The following is a 14,897-nucleotide window of genomic DNA, read 5'->3' as shown; positions in this document are numbered from 1 at the left end:
ATGTCAGAAAAGGGGTGTCAGGTGTCAGGCGGGAAGTGGAGGACCACGCCTGGCCACGCTGTGCCGCAGGACCGGCGGCAGCGGGACCACCCTGGTGAGAACGACCGGTACGGCGGGCCGCACGGCGGGCACGACGACCGGCGCCAGCAGCACGAGACGGCGGCCGAGGCGGCGCAGCAGCGCCCACAGCGCGGCCTCCCCGCGCGCCACCCACAGCCCCGTGATCACGCTGGCCGTCAGGTGGGTGAGCAGCATGCCGAGGTTGATGGCCAGGCCGCCCTGCCCGTGCTCGTGCACCGAGACGTAGGCCGTCTCCTCGCCCGCGAACAGCTCGTGCAGCCCCAACTGCGCGATGACCAGCAGCACGTTGATCGCCGCCGTCGAGCGCTCCCGGCCGCACAGCGCCAGCCCCAGCCCGAAGACGGCCACGAGGCCCAGCCCGGCCACCCACGGCTCGGGCGCCGAGCCACCGCCCAGCACGTGGGCGAGTGCGGCCAGGGTCACGCAGACAGCGGTGAAGGCGGCCGTCCGCGCGAGCCTGAGGGGGAGTCGCGCACGCATAAGTGTGCTCATGCTCTCATGGGGCGGCGCGTTTTGAGACCTCCCCATCGAAGCTGAGGCAATGCCTGGGCCGAAATGGCTTTTGTCGCTAAGGTCGTGCCGAGCACGTTGACATAGAGGTGAGAGCGTTGCGGCACTTAGCGGGTTTGCTCGTCGGACTTGTCGTGACGGCGGCCGTCCTGGGCGGCGGGGGATGGGCTGTTCAGCAGACTTTCGGCGGTGCGGCGGCGGCGCCACCGGAGGACCAGAAACTGTGGATCGCGCTGGGCGCGATGGCGGCCGTCGGACTGGTGGTCGGGCTCGTGACGGCGGGCCGGATCTCCCCGGTGGCGACGTTCATCCCGTCCATGGTGCTGCTGGCCTGGACGGTCGTGTACGCGCTCGACGTCAACAGGGCTCTGTCCCTCATCCCGTCCGAGCCCTCGGTCGACCAGATCATCCGGGACGCCGGACTCGGCGTCCGGACGATGCTGACCACAGGGGTGTTCGCCCTGCTCGGCGTGGCGCTCTTCATCCCCGTCCTGATGCCCTCGCGCTGGGCACGCCGGCACGACGACGAGGACGAGGACTACGAGACCGAGCAGGAGGGCGGCTACTACTGAGCCGCGGGACCGCTACGGGGACCCGGGCAACGACGCCTCCCCGGTGTACAGGCGGGTGACCACGTCCTCGATGCTGGACTGGCCCGGCGCCGTGGCCATCAGGTCGTCGATCGTCCCGTCGAACGCCAGCCGCCCATGGTCGATCACCATGACGCGGCGGCACAGGCGTTCGATGTCGCCGAGGTCGTGCGTGGTCAGCAGCACGGTCGTGCCCTGCTCGGCGTTCACCCGCTGCAGGAAGGCCCGGATGCCGGCCTTGCTGACCACGTCCAGCCCGATCGTCGGCTCGTCGAGCACCAGCACCTCGGGCGCGTGCAGCAGCGCCGCCGCGAGGTCGCCGCGCATGCGCTGGCCCAGGCTGAGCTGGCGCACGGGCGTGCGCAGGAACCCGCCCAGGTCGAGCGTCTCGGTCAGCTCGTCGAGCCGGGTCCTGAAGGTCGCGCGGTCGACCCGGTAGAGGTGCCTGATCAGCTGGAAGCTGTCGGCCAGCGGCAGGTCCCACCACAGCGTCGTGCGCTGCCCGAACACCACCCCGATGCGCCGCGCCAGCGTCGTGCGCCGGCGCGAGGGGTCCAGCCCGGCCACCCGCACCTTGCCGGAGGTGGGGGTGAGGATGCCGCACAGCATCTTGATCGTGGTGGACTTGCCCGCCCCGTTCGGCCCGAGGTAACCGACGAACTCCCCCGCCGACACCGTGAACGACAGGTCCTGTACGGCGTGGACGACGCTCCGCTTCACCTTGAACGAACGTCCCACCCGGTCGAGTTCGATCATCGTCAACTCCCCGTGGATCGGTAGTGCCTGAGGCCCTGCCGCCAGGCCAGCGCGGCCAGCAGGGCGAGGACCAGCGCGGCGGCCGGTCCGAGGAAGCGCATGAACTCCGGCGTGCCGAAGGGGTCGTCCCGGCCCAGCACGTACAGGCCGGGCTGCCAGTTGACGAAGGCCAGCGGGAGCACGTACGTCACGCCCTTGACCAGGTCGCGGGCGTAGATGCTGAGTGGATACTGGCTCAGCTGGTGGGTGCCGTAGGTGAAGGCGTTGGCCAGTTCGGGCGCGTCGGTCAGCACGAACTGCATCGCGCCCGCGAGCGTCCACAGCGCCGAGAAGATGACCATCCCGGTGATCACCATGACGGGGATCATCCAGGCCCGCCGCCAGTCGAGGTGGAGCGCGGCGCAGGCGTAGCCGAGCACGAGGGCCGCCTGGACGATCCGCCCGGCCCGGTTGGCGTTGAAGCGGTCGGCGGTGAGCTGCATCCACGCGCCGACCGGCCTGATCAGGAACGTGTCCAGGGTGCCCGCCTTGATGTGCTGGCTGACCCGGTCGATGTTGCCGACGAACGTGTCGCAGACGGTGAAGGACAGGCTCGCGGCGCCGTAGAGGAACAGCACCTCCTCGCGGGTGAACCCGGCGAGGGTGGTGGTGTTGGCGAAGACGACCAGGATCACCGCGACGTCGAGCCCGGCCGTGACGAAGCCGAGCAGGATCATCAGCGTGAACGAGGCCGGGTACGCGGCGGCGGCCCTGGTCCAGGTCCACAGCAGCAGGACGTACGTCCTAACCACCCTGGATCACCACCTTGTGGCGGATCGCCCGGGTGCCGAGCATGCCGAGCCCGAGCAGCACGACGGCCCAGAACGCCTGGAAGGCCAGCGTGTCCAGGACCGGCGCCTTGCCGAGGTAGAGGTCGGTGGGCAACTGGACCATGGCCGCCCACGGCAGCGCCCCGGCCAGGTCGCCGAGCCAGCCGGGGAAGATGCGCAAAGGCAGCATCATCCCGCTGAAGAACGTCGTCAGGACCAGCGACAGCACGGCCACGCCGCGGTCGTCGAGGAGCCAGCAGACCGACAGCGCCACCAGGTAACGCCAGCCGAAGCTGACCAGCAGGGCGATCGCGAAGCCCGCCAGGAAGGCCAGCCACCGGCCGGGATCGGTGGGCAGGACGATGCCGAACAGGGCCGCGCCGAGCAGCATCGGCGGGATGCTCCGCACGATGAACAGGTAGGCCCCCCTGCCCAGGTCCTCGGCCAGCGTCCAGAGCTGCAACGAGGCCGGGCGGACCAGATCGAGCGCGATGTCGCCGCTGCGGATGCGCTCGGGGATGGACAGCCCGCCGCCGAACAGCTGCATCGGCCCGATGAAGGCCTGGGTGATGAAGCAGAAGGTGATGGCGTCGGCCACGTCGTATCCGGCAAGCCCGGGGCGGGCCTGCCACAACGCGATGAGGATGTAGGCGCGCAGGACGCCGAAGACGCTGTTGGTGAACGCGCCGGCGAGCGCGGCGCCGGCGTAGGTGGCGTGTTTGCGGAAGCCGTACCGGACGAGCCGGCTATAGAGCGGTATGGTTTTGCACCTCCAGGGTGTGAGGACACGGTGACAGGCCGTGTCCGTGCCCGCGCACGGGTCTGCCGTTGGGAAAGCATGGAATTATGCGTCGCCTGGCCGAGCGTCCGCAACGCGTTTAAATGCGGCGCAAAGCCGGCGGCTCCGGGGTCTCGGTGGTGCCGGGCGGCCGGGGGCCGGGCATGGCGCCCGGGTGGGCTCAGGCTCGCGGGCCCGCCAGGTCGCTCGCTTGAAACATTGGCGAAATATCCCTGTAAGAATCAGACGCTTACTGGCTGGTATGGCGGGGTCCGCGCGGGAACAATGGCCTTGGAGGGCCGTTATGCGGATTGATCGGGACCTTGTGCCTGACTACCCTTTGAGCTGGCAGGCTCGGGCTCTCACCGGTGTCATGTACGGCACGCTGAAGCCGTTCTCCAGCCTGCTGATGCGTCATCCGGTCGCGCTCGCCTGCGCCAACCGGCTGGGCGACCTCGCTCGCCTGGTTCAGATGCCCCATCCCCCGCATGTCCTGATCGCACCGGAGGAGTTCTCGTCGTGCGGTGGTGAGTGGATCCGGGGCGGTCCGAAGCTGGACGAGGGGAAGGTGGTGCTCTACTTCCACGGTGGGGGATATTTCTCGTGTTCGCCGCGTACGCACCGGTCCATCACGTGGCGGCTGTCGGCGGCGACCCGGCGGCCCGTGCTGGCGCTCGACTACCGCCAGGGGCCCGTGTTCAAGCTGGCCGACTCGCTCGCGGACGCGCTGGATGCCTATGACTGCCTGCTGGGGCGCGGGCACGCGCCCGGGGACGTCATCCTCGCCGGGGACTCCGCCGGCGGCCACCTGACCCTGGTCACCATGCTGGCGCTGCGCGACGGCGGGCTGCCGCTGCCCGGGGCGGCCATCTGCCTGTCGCCGTGGGCCGACCTGACCGACTTCCCGCGCCGGGCCAATCGGTGGCAGGACCCCATGCTCCCCGCCGGGCGGGTGCGCTGGCTGGCGCGCCGGTGGACCTCAGGGCTGGACCCGCGGGACCCGCTCGTCTCCCCGGTGCTCGGTGACTTCACCGGGCTGCCGCCGCTGATGATCGTGACCGGCTCCACGGAGGTCCTGCGGGACGAGGCCAGGCGGGTGGCCGAGCGGGCGCGCCAGGCCGGGGTGCCGGTCCGCTACGAGGAATGGCCACGGATGCCGCACGTCTTCCCGATCCTGGCGGACGTGCTGCCGGAGGCGCGGCTGGCGTTCCGGCACATGAAGCAGTTCGTCAGCGCGGTGGCGGCCAGACCCGCGTCCAGGGGGGATTCGGCCGCGGCGTGACCTTCGCTACAGCCGCAATTCAGCGGTTGGACGTACGCTGGCGACATCGGTAAGTATAAGGTTAGGTATGCCTAACTTGGCGTCAGGGGGCGGTTGGATGGCCGAGAAGCCCGCGAACCAGCACCGGGGTGTCGTCCTGCGATCCGAGTGGATCTCCCGGAACATGGTCCGCCTCGTGATCGGAGGCGACGGCCTGGCCGGTTTCGCCACGAGCGGGATGAGCGACCATTACGTCAAGCTCGTCTTCCCCCGCGAAGGGGTCGACTATCCCGAGCCGTTCGACGTGCGGACCTGCCGCGAGACCATGCCCCGCGAGCTGTGGCCGCGGCTGCGGACCTACACCGTACGCGCGTGGGACCCCGACGCCCGCGAGCTGACCCTCGACATCGTGGTCCACGGCGACAGTGGCCTGGCCGGGCCGTGGGCCGCCCGCGCGGAGCCCGGCGACGAGGTGGTCATGCTGGGCCCCGGCGGCAACTACGTACCCGACCCCGCGGCCGGCTGGCACCTGCTGGTGGGTGACGAGAGCGCGCTGCCCGCCATCGCGGCGTCCCTGGAGGCGCTCGGTGACGGGGCGGTGGCCCACGTCCTGCTGGAGGTGGACGGGCCCGAGGACGAGCAGAAGCTCAGGACGGCCTGCGAGGCCCGGATCACCTGGATCCACCGGCGCGACCGCCCGGTGGGCGAGGCGCTCGTCCGGGCGGTGCGGGAGCTGGAGTTCCCGGAGGGTGACGTGCACGCGTTCGTGCACGGGGAGGCCGGTTTCGTGAAGGAGCTCCGCCGGCACCTGCGCCTGGAGCGGGGGATCGGGATGGATCGGCTGTCCATCTCCGGATACTGGCGGACCGGGGTGGACGACGAGGGGTGGCGCGCGGTGAAGCCCGACTGGAACCGCCGGGTCGAGGCCGAGGAGCAGGCCGCCGTGGCCTCCTGACCGCGATCATTCCCATCCGGCACGCCTGCCGCGCGACGTCACTCCAGACCGTCTGTTTACTGACCTCGGAGGCATGAAGGTCTTACCTGCAATACCCCTTATGACAGACATGCGGAAAGCTGCCCCGGAACGGGCCACAGTGTGCCTTGCCGTGTCCTGGACAGGAGAGGCGAACCCGCATGGCGCGTGGTGGGGCTTGCGACATGCCTGCTGGCGTACGACCACTGACCGTGGGCGATCCGGTCATCATCGGCCGATACCTGCTCCTCGGCCGCCTCGGCACGGGCGGGATGGGAGTGGTGTACCTGGCCGAACACCCTCAGGGCGGCCTGGTCGCCCTCAAGACACCGCATGCGGTGCATCTCAACGATGCCACGCTACGGGCGCGTTTCGCTGAGGAAGTCGCTTTCTCGCGAAGATTGGTCCCCTTCTGTACGGCGGCGGTCGTGGAGGACGGCACCGACGGGGACCGCCCCTTCCTGGTCACCGAGTACATCCCGGGCCCGGCGCTCTCCCAGGTCGTCGCGGCCGGCGGGCCGCTCCCGCCCGACCTCGCCTACGGGCTCGCGCTCGGGGTCGCCGCCGCGCTGGTGGCCGTGCACGAGGCCGGACTCGTGCACCGGGACCTCAAGCCGGCCAACGTGCTGCTGTCCCCGCGGGGACCGCGGGTCATCGACTTCGGCATCGCCCGCGACGTGGACACCTCGGCCGCGCACACGCAGGCCGGGCAGGTCATGGGAAGCCCGGGCTGGGTGGCGCCGGAACGGCTGACGGGCGGGCCGGCGATGCCGACTTCTGACGTGTTCGCGTGGGGGTGCCTGGTGGCGTTCGCCGCCTCGGGGCACCACCCGTTCGGGACCGGGGAGCCGGACGTGCTGACCCGGCGGATCGTGTTCGAGCCGCCGCGCGTCGAGGGCGTGCCCGCCCTGCTCCGGCCGGCCGTCGAGGCGGCCCTGGCCAAGGTTCCCGCCGACCGCCCGAGGGCGGCCGACCTGCTGCGGGTGCTCCTGGCCGCGGGCGGGGTGGGGGATCCGTGGGACCTGCGCCAGGAGGTGGCGGGCGTGATGACCGCGATCTGGACGGCCGTCCCCCATCCGCCCCGGCCGGGCCGGGGCAGCCTCGCCATGTCACCGGGGGACCCGGAGCCGGAGGAGGCCGGGTACTCGGGGCCGGGGGAGTCCTGGGAGCCCGGCGCGCCCGACGGCCGGGATCTCGTGACCCCCTGGGCGCGAGCAGGCTCCGGCCCGTGGGAAACCGGGGGACTCGATGCGGGTGCCGGTGCGGCTGCGGGTGGCGGTGCGGCTGGGGGGCGGCGGAGGGGGAGGGCGGGGGCGCATCTGTCGCATGCCACGTTCGCGGCGCTGGCCACGGTGTCGATCGCGGCCGTCACGGTGATCGCCGCGTCCGGCGGCGACCGGACGAACGCCGACGGCGGCTCGCTCATCCCCGGCGACCCGCCGATCACGCAGTCCGAGGTGAACGCCGGAGCCACCGCTCGCCGCACGGCCACGCCCGTCGGCGGCATCCCGCCCACCTGGGCCCTGCCGACCACGGCTCCGCCGACCGGGCCCCTGCCGACCGGCGCCCTGCCCACCCCGGCCACCGCGACCACGAGCCCGTCCCCGGTCGTCACCCCGACGGTCTTCGTGACCCGTACCCGGACCGGCGGGCCGCGTGCCCTGCTCACCTCGCCCCCCGAGCGCAAGCGCACGTTCCGGCCGTCGAACACCGGCGCCCCGGGCGACTGGCCGGACGCCGATCCGGGAGAGTGCGCGAACCCGGCGCGGAACAGGCGCGGCGACGCGGCCCGCCCGAACTGCCCTTCCCCGTCGCAGTCGATCAGCACGATCCCGCAGGAGGGACCCGGCGAGACCCTGGATCCCACCGTGTCGGCCTCACCCACCCTGACCCCCACCGTCACGCAGTCTCCGTGACCACGGGTCCAGGCTCCTTCGAAGGGCAGCGCCGCGCCGGTGGCGAACCGGCGCGGCGCTGCGAAGGGGGCCGCGCCGGCGCTGGGGGGAGGTCGGCGCGGCCGATCGCCGGGGAACCGTCCCATGCCCTGGAGGTACCGGCGAGTTCAGGCGGTCAGCGGGTGAACTGCTCCTCCTCGGTCGAGCCCTTGTAGGCGGTGGTCGAGGAGTCCGGCGCCACGGCCGTGCTGACCAGGTCGAAGTAGCCGGTGCCGACCTCGCGCTGGTGCCGGGTGGCGGTGTAGCCGCGTGCCTCCGCGGCGAACTCGGCCTCCTGCAGCCCGACGTACGCCGCCATGCCGTCGGTGGCGTACCCGCTGGCCAGGTCGAACATCGAGTGGTTCAGCGAGTGGAACCCGGCCAGGGTGATGAACTGGAACTTGTACCCCATGTGCCCCAGTTCCCGCTGGAACTTGGCGATCGTGGAGTCGTCCAGGTGCTGCTTCCAGTTGAACGACGGCGAGCAGTTGTAGGCCAGCATCTGCTCCGGGAACTCGGCCTTGATCGCCTCGGCGAACTCGCGCGCCACGTCGAGGTCGGGCGTGCTCGTCTCCATCCAGAGCAGGTCGGCGTACGGCGCGTACGCCAGCCCGCGGGCCACGCAGGCCGCCAGGCCGTTCCTGACCCGGTAGAAGCCCTCCGCGGTGCGCTCGCCGGTGGTGAACTCCTGGTCGCGCGGGTCCACGTCACTGGTCAGCAGCGTCGCGGCCTGGGCGTCGGTCCGCGCGATGACCAGGGTGGGGACTCCGGCGACGTCCGCGGCGAGGCGGGCGGCGTTCAGGGTCTTGATGTGCTGGCCGGTGGGGATCAGCACCTTGCCGCCCAGGTGGCCGCACTTCTTCTCGGAGGCGAGCTGGTCCTCCCAGTGCACGCCCGCGGCGCCCGCCGCGATCATGCCCTTCATCAGCTCGAACGCGTTCAGTACGCCACCGAAACCGGCCTCGGCGTCGGCCACGATGGGCGCCAGCCAGTACGGGGCGCCGGCGGCCCCCTCCGACCAGGTGATCTGGTCGGCGCGCAGCAGCGCGTTGTTGATCCGGCGCACGACGGCGGGCACGGAGTCGGCCGGGTACAGGCTCTGGTCCGGGTACGTCTGCCCGCTCAGGTTGGCGTCGGCGGCCACCTGCCAGCCGGACAGGTAGATCGCCTTCAGCCCGGCCCGCACCTGCTGCACCGCCTGGTTGCCGGTCAGCGCGCCGAGGGCGGCGACGTAGTCCTCGGTGTGCAGCAGGTCCCACAGCCGCTCGGCGCCGAGCCGGGCCAGCGTGTGCTCCTCCTGGACGCTGCCACGCAGTCTGATCACGTCTTCCGCGTCATACGTGCGCTCGACACCCTCCCAGCGAGGGTCGTTCTCCCACTCTTCGCGCAGCTGCTCAGCAGCTCCCTTGAGGCGATCGTTCATCGTTCACTCCTTGGGTCGTCCCCTGGGGCTCACGCAGAGTCTGTGCCCGGGAGGACCCCGTCCATAGATCGAGCGAAGGAGAAGAATCGCGATAGTTTCCATATGGGTCATTTGAGGTAGGGATTCAGCGGTGAACAATTCGCGAATTTTCCCGTTGGACTAGACCAATCGCGTGGAGCGAAAGCGGGCCGGGCCGGTCCGCGCACAGGTGCCGGAGGAGAGGGTGAGGAGGCTAGAAAATGGGCGGATTTTCTGTCTATGATTCGGTCATGGCGTCGTTGCTGGGCGAAGAACCGCTGTCTTTGACGCAAGAGCTGGATCTGATCGCGTTTGGCCAGCGCCTCCGCCACCTGCGCAAACAGCGCGGCCTCACCCTCTCCGACCTGGGATCCCGCGTCAGCAGGGCGCCCAGCCAGCTGTCACTGCTGGAGAACGGCAAGCGTGAGCCCAAGCTCTCACTGCTCAAGGCACTGGCGACCGCCCTGGGCGTGCCCGTCGAAGAGCTGCTGCGCCGCCAGCCGCCCAACCGCCGCGCCCAGCTGGAGATCGCGCTGGAGGAGGCGCAACGCGACCCCATCTACGCCGGTCTGGGCCTGCCCCGGCTCAAGGTCTCCGCCCGGGTGCCCAACGACGTGCTCGAACACCTGCTCGGCCTGTACGGCGAGCTGCGCGCCAGGCAGGCCAGGGGCACCGCCACGCCGGAGGAGGCCAGGGTCGCCAACGCCGAGCTCCGCCGGCGGCAGCGCGAGCAGGGCAACTATTTCCCCGACATCGAGAAGGCCGCCGCCGAGGCCCTGGAGGCGGTCGGATACCGTACGGGCGCCCTGTCGCAGAGCATGATCCAGAGCCTGGTCACGCATTTCGGCTACACCGTCCACACCGCTCAGGACCTGCCCCGCTCCGTACGTTCCATCACCGACCTGCGCAACCGCCGCATCTACGTCAAGCACGAGCAGCTCGGCATGCACACCCCGCGCACGATCCTGCTGCAGACCCTCGGGCACCTCGCGCTCGGCCACGACAAGCCCCGCGACTTCGCCGACTTCCTGCGCCAGCGCACCGAGGCGAACTACTTCGCCGCCGCCGTGCTCGTCCCCGAGAAGGCCGCCACGCTCTATCTCCAGGAGGCCAAGTCCGACCGGGCGCTGTCGGTGGAGGACCTGCGGGACGTGTTCGCCGTGTCGTACGAAATGGCCGCGCACCGCTTCACCAACCTGGCCACCCACCACCTCGGCCTCGTCTGCCACTTCGTGCGCAACGACGCCGGCGGCACCATCTACAAGGCGTACGAGAACGACGGCATCGTCTTCCCGGCCGACGAGCAGGGCGCCATCGAGGGGCAACGGATGTGCCTGCAGTGGTCGGGGAGGCAGGTGTTCGCCTCGCCGGACCGGTTCTCCGTCTATTACCAGTATTCGGATTCGCCGACGGGCACCTATTTCTGCGTGGCTCACGTGGATCCGTCGCGGGAGAGGGATTTCGCGATCACCCTCGGGGTACCTTACAAGGAATCGAGATGGTTCCGCGGGCGCGAGACCACCAACCGCACCAAGTCCAACTGCCCGAGCGGCGACTGCTGCCGCCGCCCGCCCGCCGAGCTGGCCGAACGCTGGGAGGGATACGCCTGGCCGTCCGCCCGGGCCAACTCCCACGTCCTGGCCGCGCTGCCGCCGGGGTCGTTCCCCGGGGTGGACGAGGCGGACGTCTACACGTTCCTGGAGCGACACGCCACCACTGCCTGACCTGAAAAGCGGGGATTCGGGGGAGGGGTCGCCATGCTGCCTGAAGTGCGTGGATGGTTGCGGCACCGCACGTCGTCCGCCGCGGACTGGCCGATCCGCGACTTGGTGGACGCCAAGGGGCGGACCACGGTGAGCGTCGTGCTCCCCGCCCGCGACGAACGCGACACCGTGGGGGAGATCGTCGGGGTCATCCGGCGGGAGCTGGGCGGGCTCATCGACGAGATCGTGGTCATCGACTCACGCTCCACCGACGACACGGCGCTGGTGGCGGCGCGGGCGGGGGCCGCGGTGCACGCCCAGGACTCGATCCTGCCGCACCTCAGGCCGCTCGACGGCAAGGGGGAGGCACTGTGGAAGTCGCTGGCCGTCACGTCGGGTGACGTGCTGGTGTTCGCCGACGCCGATATCCGGAAATTTCGTGCTTCGTTGATATTCGGGTTGCTCGGGCCGCTTCTCGCGGATCCTTCCGTGGTCTACGCCAAGGGATGCTACGACCGTCCGCTGCACGGCTCCCCGACCGGCGGCGGCCGGGTGACCGAGCTGGTGGCCCGCCCGCTGATCAATTTGCACTGGCCGCTGCTGGCCGGCTTCGTGCAGCCCCTGGCCGGCGAGTACGCCGGTCGCCGGTCGGCGCTGGAGCGGGTGCCGTTCCTGACCGGTTACGGCGTGGAGCTCGGCCTGCTGATCGATCTGCTCGACCTCGCGGGGCTGGACGCGTTCGCGCAGGTGGATCTGGGCACACGCGAGCACGCGCCGCAGTCGACGGAGGCGCTCGGCGGGATGGCGTCGCAGATCATGCTGGCCGCCTGGTCACGGCTGGAACGCCAGGGCAAGATCGAGTCCCGGCACGCGCCCTCGGCCCGGCTGGCGCAGTTCAGGAAGAGCTGGGACGGGCACCACGTCCTTGTCCGCGACATCGGCATCGCGGAACGCCCGCCGATGATCACCATGACCACCCGGGTTGCTCCGGCGTGGTGATCCCGCCCGCCGCGCCGACTGCTTCCCGGTGCGGGCTACCGACCGGTAAGGTGTTACCACTGGTAACCCTTGGAGGGACGCATGAGCGGGTTCTGCCCGGAGCTCAGTGACGAGGTCGTCGAGGTACGCGACTGGGTGCACGCCTTCGCCCGCGACGTGATCCGCCCGGCCGGCGCCGAATGGGACGAACGCGAGGAGACCCCCTGGCCCGTCCTTCAGGAGGCCGCCAAGATCGGCCTGTACTCGCTCGACTTCTTCGCCACGCAGTGGTTCGAGGAGAGCGGGCTGGGGGTGCCGGTGGCGTTCGAGGAGATCTTCTGGGGCGATGCGGGCATCGGCCTGTCCATCGTCGGCACCGGCCTGGCCGCCGCCGCCCTGTCCGGCAACGGCACGCCGGAGCAGGTGGGGGAGTGGCTGCCGCAGATGTTCGGGTCGGCGACCGAGGTCAAGCTCGGCGCCTTCTGCGCCTCCGAGCCGGACGCCGGGTCCGACATCGGCGCCATCCGCACCCGTGCGGTCCACGACCGGGGCGACTGGGTGCTGAACGGCGTCAAGACCTGGGCCACGAACGGCGGCATCGCGGACGTCCACGTGGTCGTGGCCTCCGTCGAGCCGTCCCTCGGCACCAGGGGGCAGGCCACCTTCGTCATCCCGCCCGGCACCCCCGGCCTGTCCATGGGGCAGAAGTTCCGCAAGCACGGCATCCGGGCCTCCCACACGGCCGAGGTGATCCTGGACAACGTCCGCGTCCCTGGCTCGTGCCTGCTCGGCGGCAAGGAGAAGCTGGATGCCCGGCTGGCCCGCGTACGCGGTGGGGAGCGGGCCGGGGAGCAGGCGGCGATGCGGACGTTCGAGACCACCCGCCCGTCCGTCGCCGCGATGGCCGTCGGCATCGCCAGGGCGGCCTTCGAGTACGCCAGGGACTACGCCCGCGAACGCGAGCAGTTCGGCCGCAAGATCGGCGAGAACCAGGCGGTGGCCTTCCTGCTGGCCGAGATGGCCACCCGCGTGGACATGGCCCGCCTGCTGACCTGGCGCGCCGCCTGGATGGCCCGCAACGGCCGGCCGTTCGAGCAGGCGGAGGGATCGATGTCGAAGCTGGTGGCGGGGGAGACGGCGGTGTGGGTGACGGAGCAGGCGATCCAGGTCCTGGGCGGCGCGGGGTACACGCGCGAGCACCCGGTGGAGCGCTTCCACCGAGACGCCAAGATCTACACGATCTTCGAAGGCACCTCGGAGATCCAACGGTTGATCATCGGCCGCGCCGTCACCGGCCTGCCGGTGCGCTGACTAGCGATGACGGCTCAGAGCCTTACCCCCTGGCTGGGGTGCGTCGGCCTGTCCTTCGGTGGCTGAGGACGTCTACGGTGTCGATGGTCCACTCCCATGGCCAGGGCTACAGCACCGATCATGAAGCCCACGCCCACGATGGCGAGAGCGGAAACCCTGCCGATGTCCACTGGCGTGTCGACTACCAAAACGCCGTACGCGGCGAGAGAAAGGGTCACCGCACCAACGGTTAAGCACACATTTCGTCCCATCATGGAGATGATCGTAGAGGTGCGGTAAAGCAGAGGCCAGACGGTTGTCGGGTGAAATCGTCTTCACATGGTGAAGGGATCTGGCCGAGGGGGCCGCTGCCCGGCTCGGGCAGGTGGCGCCACATTCGGCCAGATCCCTTTACTGGTCCAACCTGGAAAGGTGCTGGATATCAGCAGACCGTCCAGTTGCGGGCATTCGCGCGGCTTCCGACCCCCGTGTCGTTGACCCTGCTCGGCGCCAGGCTTCCGTTCAGAATCTGACGCGACCCGTTAAGGAGCAGCGTTTGCGTCCCGGTCGTCTGGTTGTTGTGGATGGATCCCACGCTGGAGTTGAAGGGCGCTCCCAGCGCGATGGTCCCGCAGGCGTACCTGGCGATTCGCGTGCCGTTGAAGTTGGTGTCCGACCACAGGCAGGCGTACTCATACGCGCAGTTGGCGACCCCCAACGGGGTGATGGGCTCGTTGGCCGCGCGGGCCTTCTTCTCACCCGGCAGCGGTAACGTGAGAATGAGCCGGTTGTCTTCGTAGGCGATCTCATTGATGCCGATCTGCTTGCCGCCGCCATAGTCCTTCAGGTGCTTGTCCACTTCGGCCTGCAGCGCCTGCTTCTCCGGGTCGGTGAGCTTGATTTCCGGCACATCGGCGATTCTGGCCTGCGTGGTGGTGGTGTTCCGCGTTTCCGCGGAGGCGCCGCTGATTCCCCCGATGAGCAGGGTTGTGACCAGTGCGCCCGCCGCCCCCAGCGCGGCGATGATGCGTCCCCGTCGGATCACTGTGACAATCCCCTTCTCTGTGCGCCGTTTCTCGTTCGGCGTCATAGGTGAAGTGTGTGATCCGGCTGCCGGGGACGTCGACGTCTTTCGAGTACGGCCGAAAGTCCTGCATTTTTATCGGAAAACAGCGCCCCCGATTCGCCGCCGACGCCCTGACGTGAACGGTGAAGCGCGTCAGCCCATGCTCTTGGCGCCGTCCAGGGACTCGCGGATGATGTCGGCGTGGCCGGCGTGCTGGGCGGTCTCGGCGATGACGTTCATCAGCACCCGGCGGGCCGACCACTGGGCGCCGGCCTCGAACCACGGGGCCTCCGGCAGTGGCTGGGCGGCGTCCAGGTCGGGCAGGTTGGTCACCAGCTCGTCGGTCCGGCGGGCCACCTCCGCGTATTCGTCCAGCAGCCCGGCCAGGGTTTCGCCGGGCAGCATCCGGAACTGGTCGGCATGCTCGGCCCAGTCGGCCTCGGTCATGGTGGCGGCGTCACCCATCGCCGACGGACCGGTCAGGATGAACTCCATCCACGCCCGTTCCACCGCGGCGACATGCTTGATCAGGCCGCCCAGGCACAGCTCGCTGGCGGTGGTCCGCAGCCGGGCCTGCTCGTCGGTGAGGTCCCTGGTGGTGAACCGCAGGAAGTGCCGGTGCTGGGCCAGCGCCGCCAGCAGGTCGGCGCGCTCGCGGGTGGTCAGCTCGTTGACAGTCATGGCTCTCGGCCTTCCGTTCTTTTCGTTCTGCCGTCGAGTACCAGGC

At 70.1% G+C, this 14,897-nt stretch carries 14 protein-coding genes; 7 read left to right on the top strand and 7 right to left on the bottom strand.

The genetic code is table 11. The features are described 5' to 3' along the window. Nucleotides 1-24: 24 nt before the first annotated feature. A complete protein-coding gene (locus tag BLS95_RS25965; protein ID WP_090936364.1) occupies nucleotides 25-561 on the bottom strand; it encodes an MFS transporter in 537 nt (178 codons plus the stop codon). A gap of 128 nt (nucleotides 562-689) precedes the next feature. Here BLS95_RS25965 and BLS95_RS25960 point away from each other — a divergent pair, with 128 nt between their 5' ends. Then, nucleotides 690-1,163 carry a hypothetical protein gene (locus BLS95_RS25960; RefSeq protein WP_090936361.1) on the top strand — a complete coding sequence of 158 codons (474 nt, stop codon included), beginning with the start codon at nucleotides 690-692 and terminating at the stop codon, nucleotides 1,161-1,163. A 12-nt stretch (nucleotides 1,164-1,175) separates the two neighbouring features. On the opposite strand, the gene BLS95_RS25955 is transcribed toward BLS95_RS25960, so the two are convergent. The 3 genes from BLS95_RS25955 to BLS95_RS25945 are packed head-to-tail and all read right to left on the bottom strand — an operon-like array spanning nucleotide 1,176 to nucleotide 3,380. After that, a complete protein-coding gene (locus BLS95_RS25955) occupies nucleotides 1,176-1,937 on the bottom strand; it encodes an ABC transporter ATP-binding protein (protein ID WP_090936359.1) in 762 nt (253 codons plus the stop codon). A gap of 2 nt (nucleotides 1,938-1,939) precedes the next feature. Then, the gene (locus tag BLS95_RS25950; RefSeq protein WP_090936356.1) at nucleotides 1,940-2,728 is read right to left on the bottom strand and encodes an ABC transporter permease; all 789 of its coding nucleotides are present in this window, start codon (nucleotides 2,726-2,728) and stop codon (nucleotides 1,940-1,942) included. Then, nucleotides 2,721-3,380 (bottom strand): ABC transporter permease, encoded by a 660-nt coding sequence (locus BLS95_RS25945; RefSeq protein ID WP_245765279.1) that lies wholly within the window; start codon nucleotides 3,378-3,380, stop codon nucleotides 2,721-2,723. Before BLS95_RS25945 ends, BLS95_RS25950 begins: the two co-directional genes overlap by 8 nt. A 517-nt stretch (nucleotides 3,381-3,897) precedes the next feature. On the opposite strand from BLS95_RS25945, the gene BLS95_RS25940 reads away from it, so the two are divergent. The 3 genes from BLS95_RS25940 (at nucleotide 3,898) to BLS95_RS25930 (ending at nucleotide 7,674) form a co-directional block, all read left to right on the top strand. Beyond that, nucleotides 3,898-4,806 carry an alpha/beta hydrolase gene (locus tag BLS95_RS25940; RefSeq protein ID WP_245765278.1) on the top strand — a complete coding sequence of 303 codons (909 nt, stop codon included), beginning with the start codon at nucleotides 3,898-3,900 and terminating at the stop codon, nucleotides 4,804-4,806. A gap of 97 nt (nucleotides 4,807-4,903) precedes the next feature. Next, nucleotides 4,904-5,740: a siderophore-interacting protein gene (locus BLS95_RS25935; RefSeq protein WP_090936347.1), complete on the top strand. Its 837-nt coding sequence runs from the start codon at nucleotides 4,904-4,906 to the stop codon at nucleotides 5,738-5,740. Between the two features lie 230 nt (nucleotides 5,741-5,970). Further along, the gene (locus BLS95_RS25930) at nucleotides 5,971-7,674 is read left to right on the top strand and encodes a serine/threonine-protein kinase (RefSeq protein ID WP_176993386.1); all 1,704 of its coding nucleotides are present in this window, start codon (nucleotides 5,971-5,973) and stop codon (nucleotides 7,672-7,674) included. Nucleotides 7,675-7,828: 154 nt separating this feature from the next. Here the strand turns inward: BLS95_RS25930 and aceA are convergent, their stop codons facing one another. Further along, entirely contained in the window at nucleotides 7,829-9,115 is a 1,287-nt protein-coding gene (aceA, locus tag BLS95_RS25925) for an isocitrate lyase (RefSeq protein ID WP_090936342.1), read from the bottom strand. 269 nt (nucleotides 9,116-9,384) lie between these two features. Between aceA and BLS95_RS25920 the strand changes: the two genes are divergently transcribed. The 3 genes from BLS95_RS25920 to BLS95_RS25910 all read left to right on the top strand — a co-directional run bounded on the left by BLS95_RS25920 (nucleotide 9,385) and on the right by BLS95_RS25910 (nucleotide 13,125). Beyond that, entirely contained in the window at nucleotides 9,385-10,857 is a 1,473-nt protein-coding gene (locus BLS95_RS25920) for a helix-turn-helix domain-containing protein (RefSeq protein ID WP_425434748.1), read from the top strand. Between the two features lie 33 nt (nucleotides 10,858-10,890). Beyond that, the gene (locus tag BLS95_RS25915) at nucleotides 10,891-11,835 is read left to right on the top strand and encodes a glucosyl-3-phosphoglycerate synthase (protein WP_090936339.1); all 945 of its coding nucleotides are present in this window, start codon (nucleotides 10,891-10,893) and stop codon (nucleotides 11,833-11,835) included. Nucleotides 11,836-11,916: 81 nt separating this feature from the next. Continuing rightward, nucleotides 11,917-13,125, top strand: coding sequence for an acyl-CoA dehydrogenase family protein (locus tag BLS95_RS25910; RefSeq protein ID WP_090936337.1), 1,209 nt, complete (start codon nucleotides 11,917-11,919; stop codon nucleotides 13,123-13,125). Nucleotides 13,126-13,546: 421 nt separating this feature from the next. Here the strand turns inward: BLS95_RS25910 and BLS95_RS25905 are convergent, their stop codons facing one another. Continuing rightward, a complete protein-coding gene (locus BLS95_RS25905) occupies nucleotides 13,547-14,194 on the bottom strand; it encodes a peptidase inhibitor family I36 protein (protein WP_143043868.1) in 648 nt (215 codons plus the stop codon). A gap of 129 nt (nucleotides 14,195-14,323) precedes the next feature. Beyond that, nucleotides 14,324-14,851, bottom strand: coding sequence for a DinB family protein (locus BLS95_RS25900; protein ID WP_090936327.1), 528 nt, complete (start codon nucleotides 14,849-14,851; stop codon nucleotides 14,324-14,326). Between the last annotated feature and the right edge of the window lie 46 nt (nucleotides 14,852-14,897).

Origin of the sequence: Nonomuraea jiangxiensis (assembly GCF_900099965.1) — a bacterium.
Classification (GTDB): Bacteria; Actinomycetota; Actinomycetes; order Streptosporangiales; family Streptosporangiaceae; genus Nonomuraea; species Nonomuraea jiangxiensis.
This window is presented reverse-complemented; position numbering and strand designations above follow the sequence as displayed.

Bases quoted from the DNA above. Each gene is read 5' to 3' on its own strand.
- BLS95_RS25900 (WP_090936327.1), bottom strand. From the start codon at position 14,851: ATGACTGTCAACGAGCTGACCACCCGCGAGCGCGCCGACCTGCTGGCG.
- BLS95_RS25915 (WP_090936339.1), top strand. From the start codon at position 10,891: ATGCTGCCTGAAGTGCGTGGATGGTTGCGGCACCGCACGTCGTCCGCC.
- BLS95_RS25940 (WP_245765278.1), top strand. From the start codon at position 3,898: ATGTACGGCACGCTGAAGCCGTTCTCCAGCCTGCTGATGCGTCATCCG.
- BLS95_RS25920 (WP_425434748.1), top strand. From the start codon at position 9,385: ATGGCGTCGTTGCTGGGCGAAGAACCGCTGTCTTTGACGCAAGAGCTG.
- BLS95_RS25965 (WP_090936364.1), bottom strand. From the start codon at position 561: ATGCGTGCGCGACTCCCCCTCAGGCTCGCGCGGACGGCCGCCTTCACC.
- BLS95_RS25910 (WP_090936337.1), top strand. From the start codon at position 11,917: ATGAGCGGGTTCTGCCCGGAGCTCAGTGACGAGGTCGTCGAGGTACGC.
- BLS95_RS25955 (WP_090936359.1), bottom strand. From the start codon at position 1,937: ATGATCGAACTCGACCGGGTGGGACGTTCGTTCAAGGTGAAGCGGAGC.
- BLS95_RS25935 (WP_090936347.1), top strand. From the start codon at position 4,904: ATGGCCGAGAAGCCCGCGAACCAGCACCGGGGTGTCGTCCTGCGATCC.
- BLS95_RS25905 (WP_143043868.1), bottom strand. From the start codon at position 14,194: ATGACGCCGAACGAGAAACGGCGCACAGAGAAGGGGATTGTCACAGTG.
- aceA (WP_090936342.1), bottom strand. From the start codon at position 9,115: ATGAACGATCGCCTCAAGGGAGCTGCTGAGCAGCTGCGCGAAGAGTGG.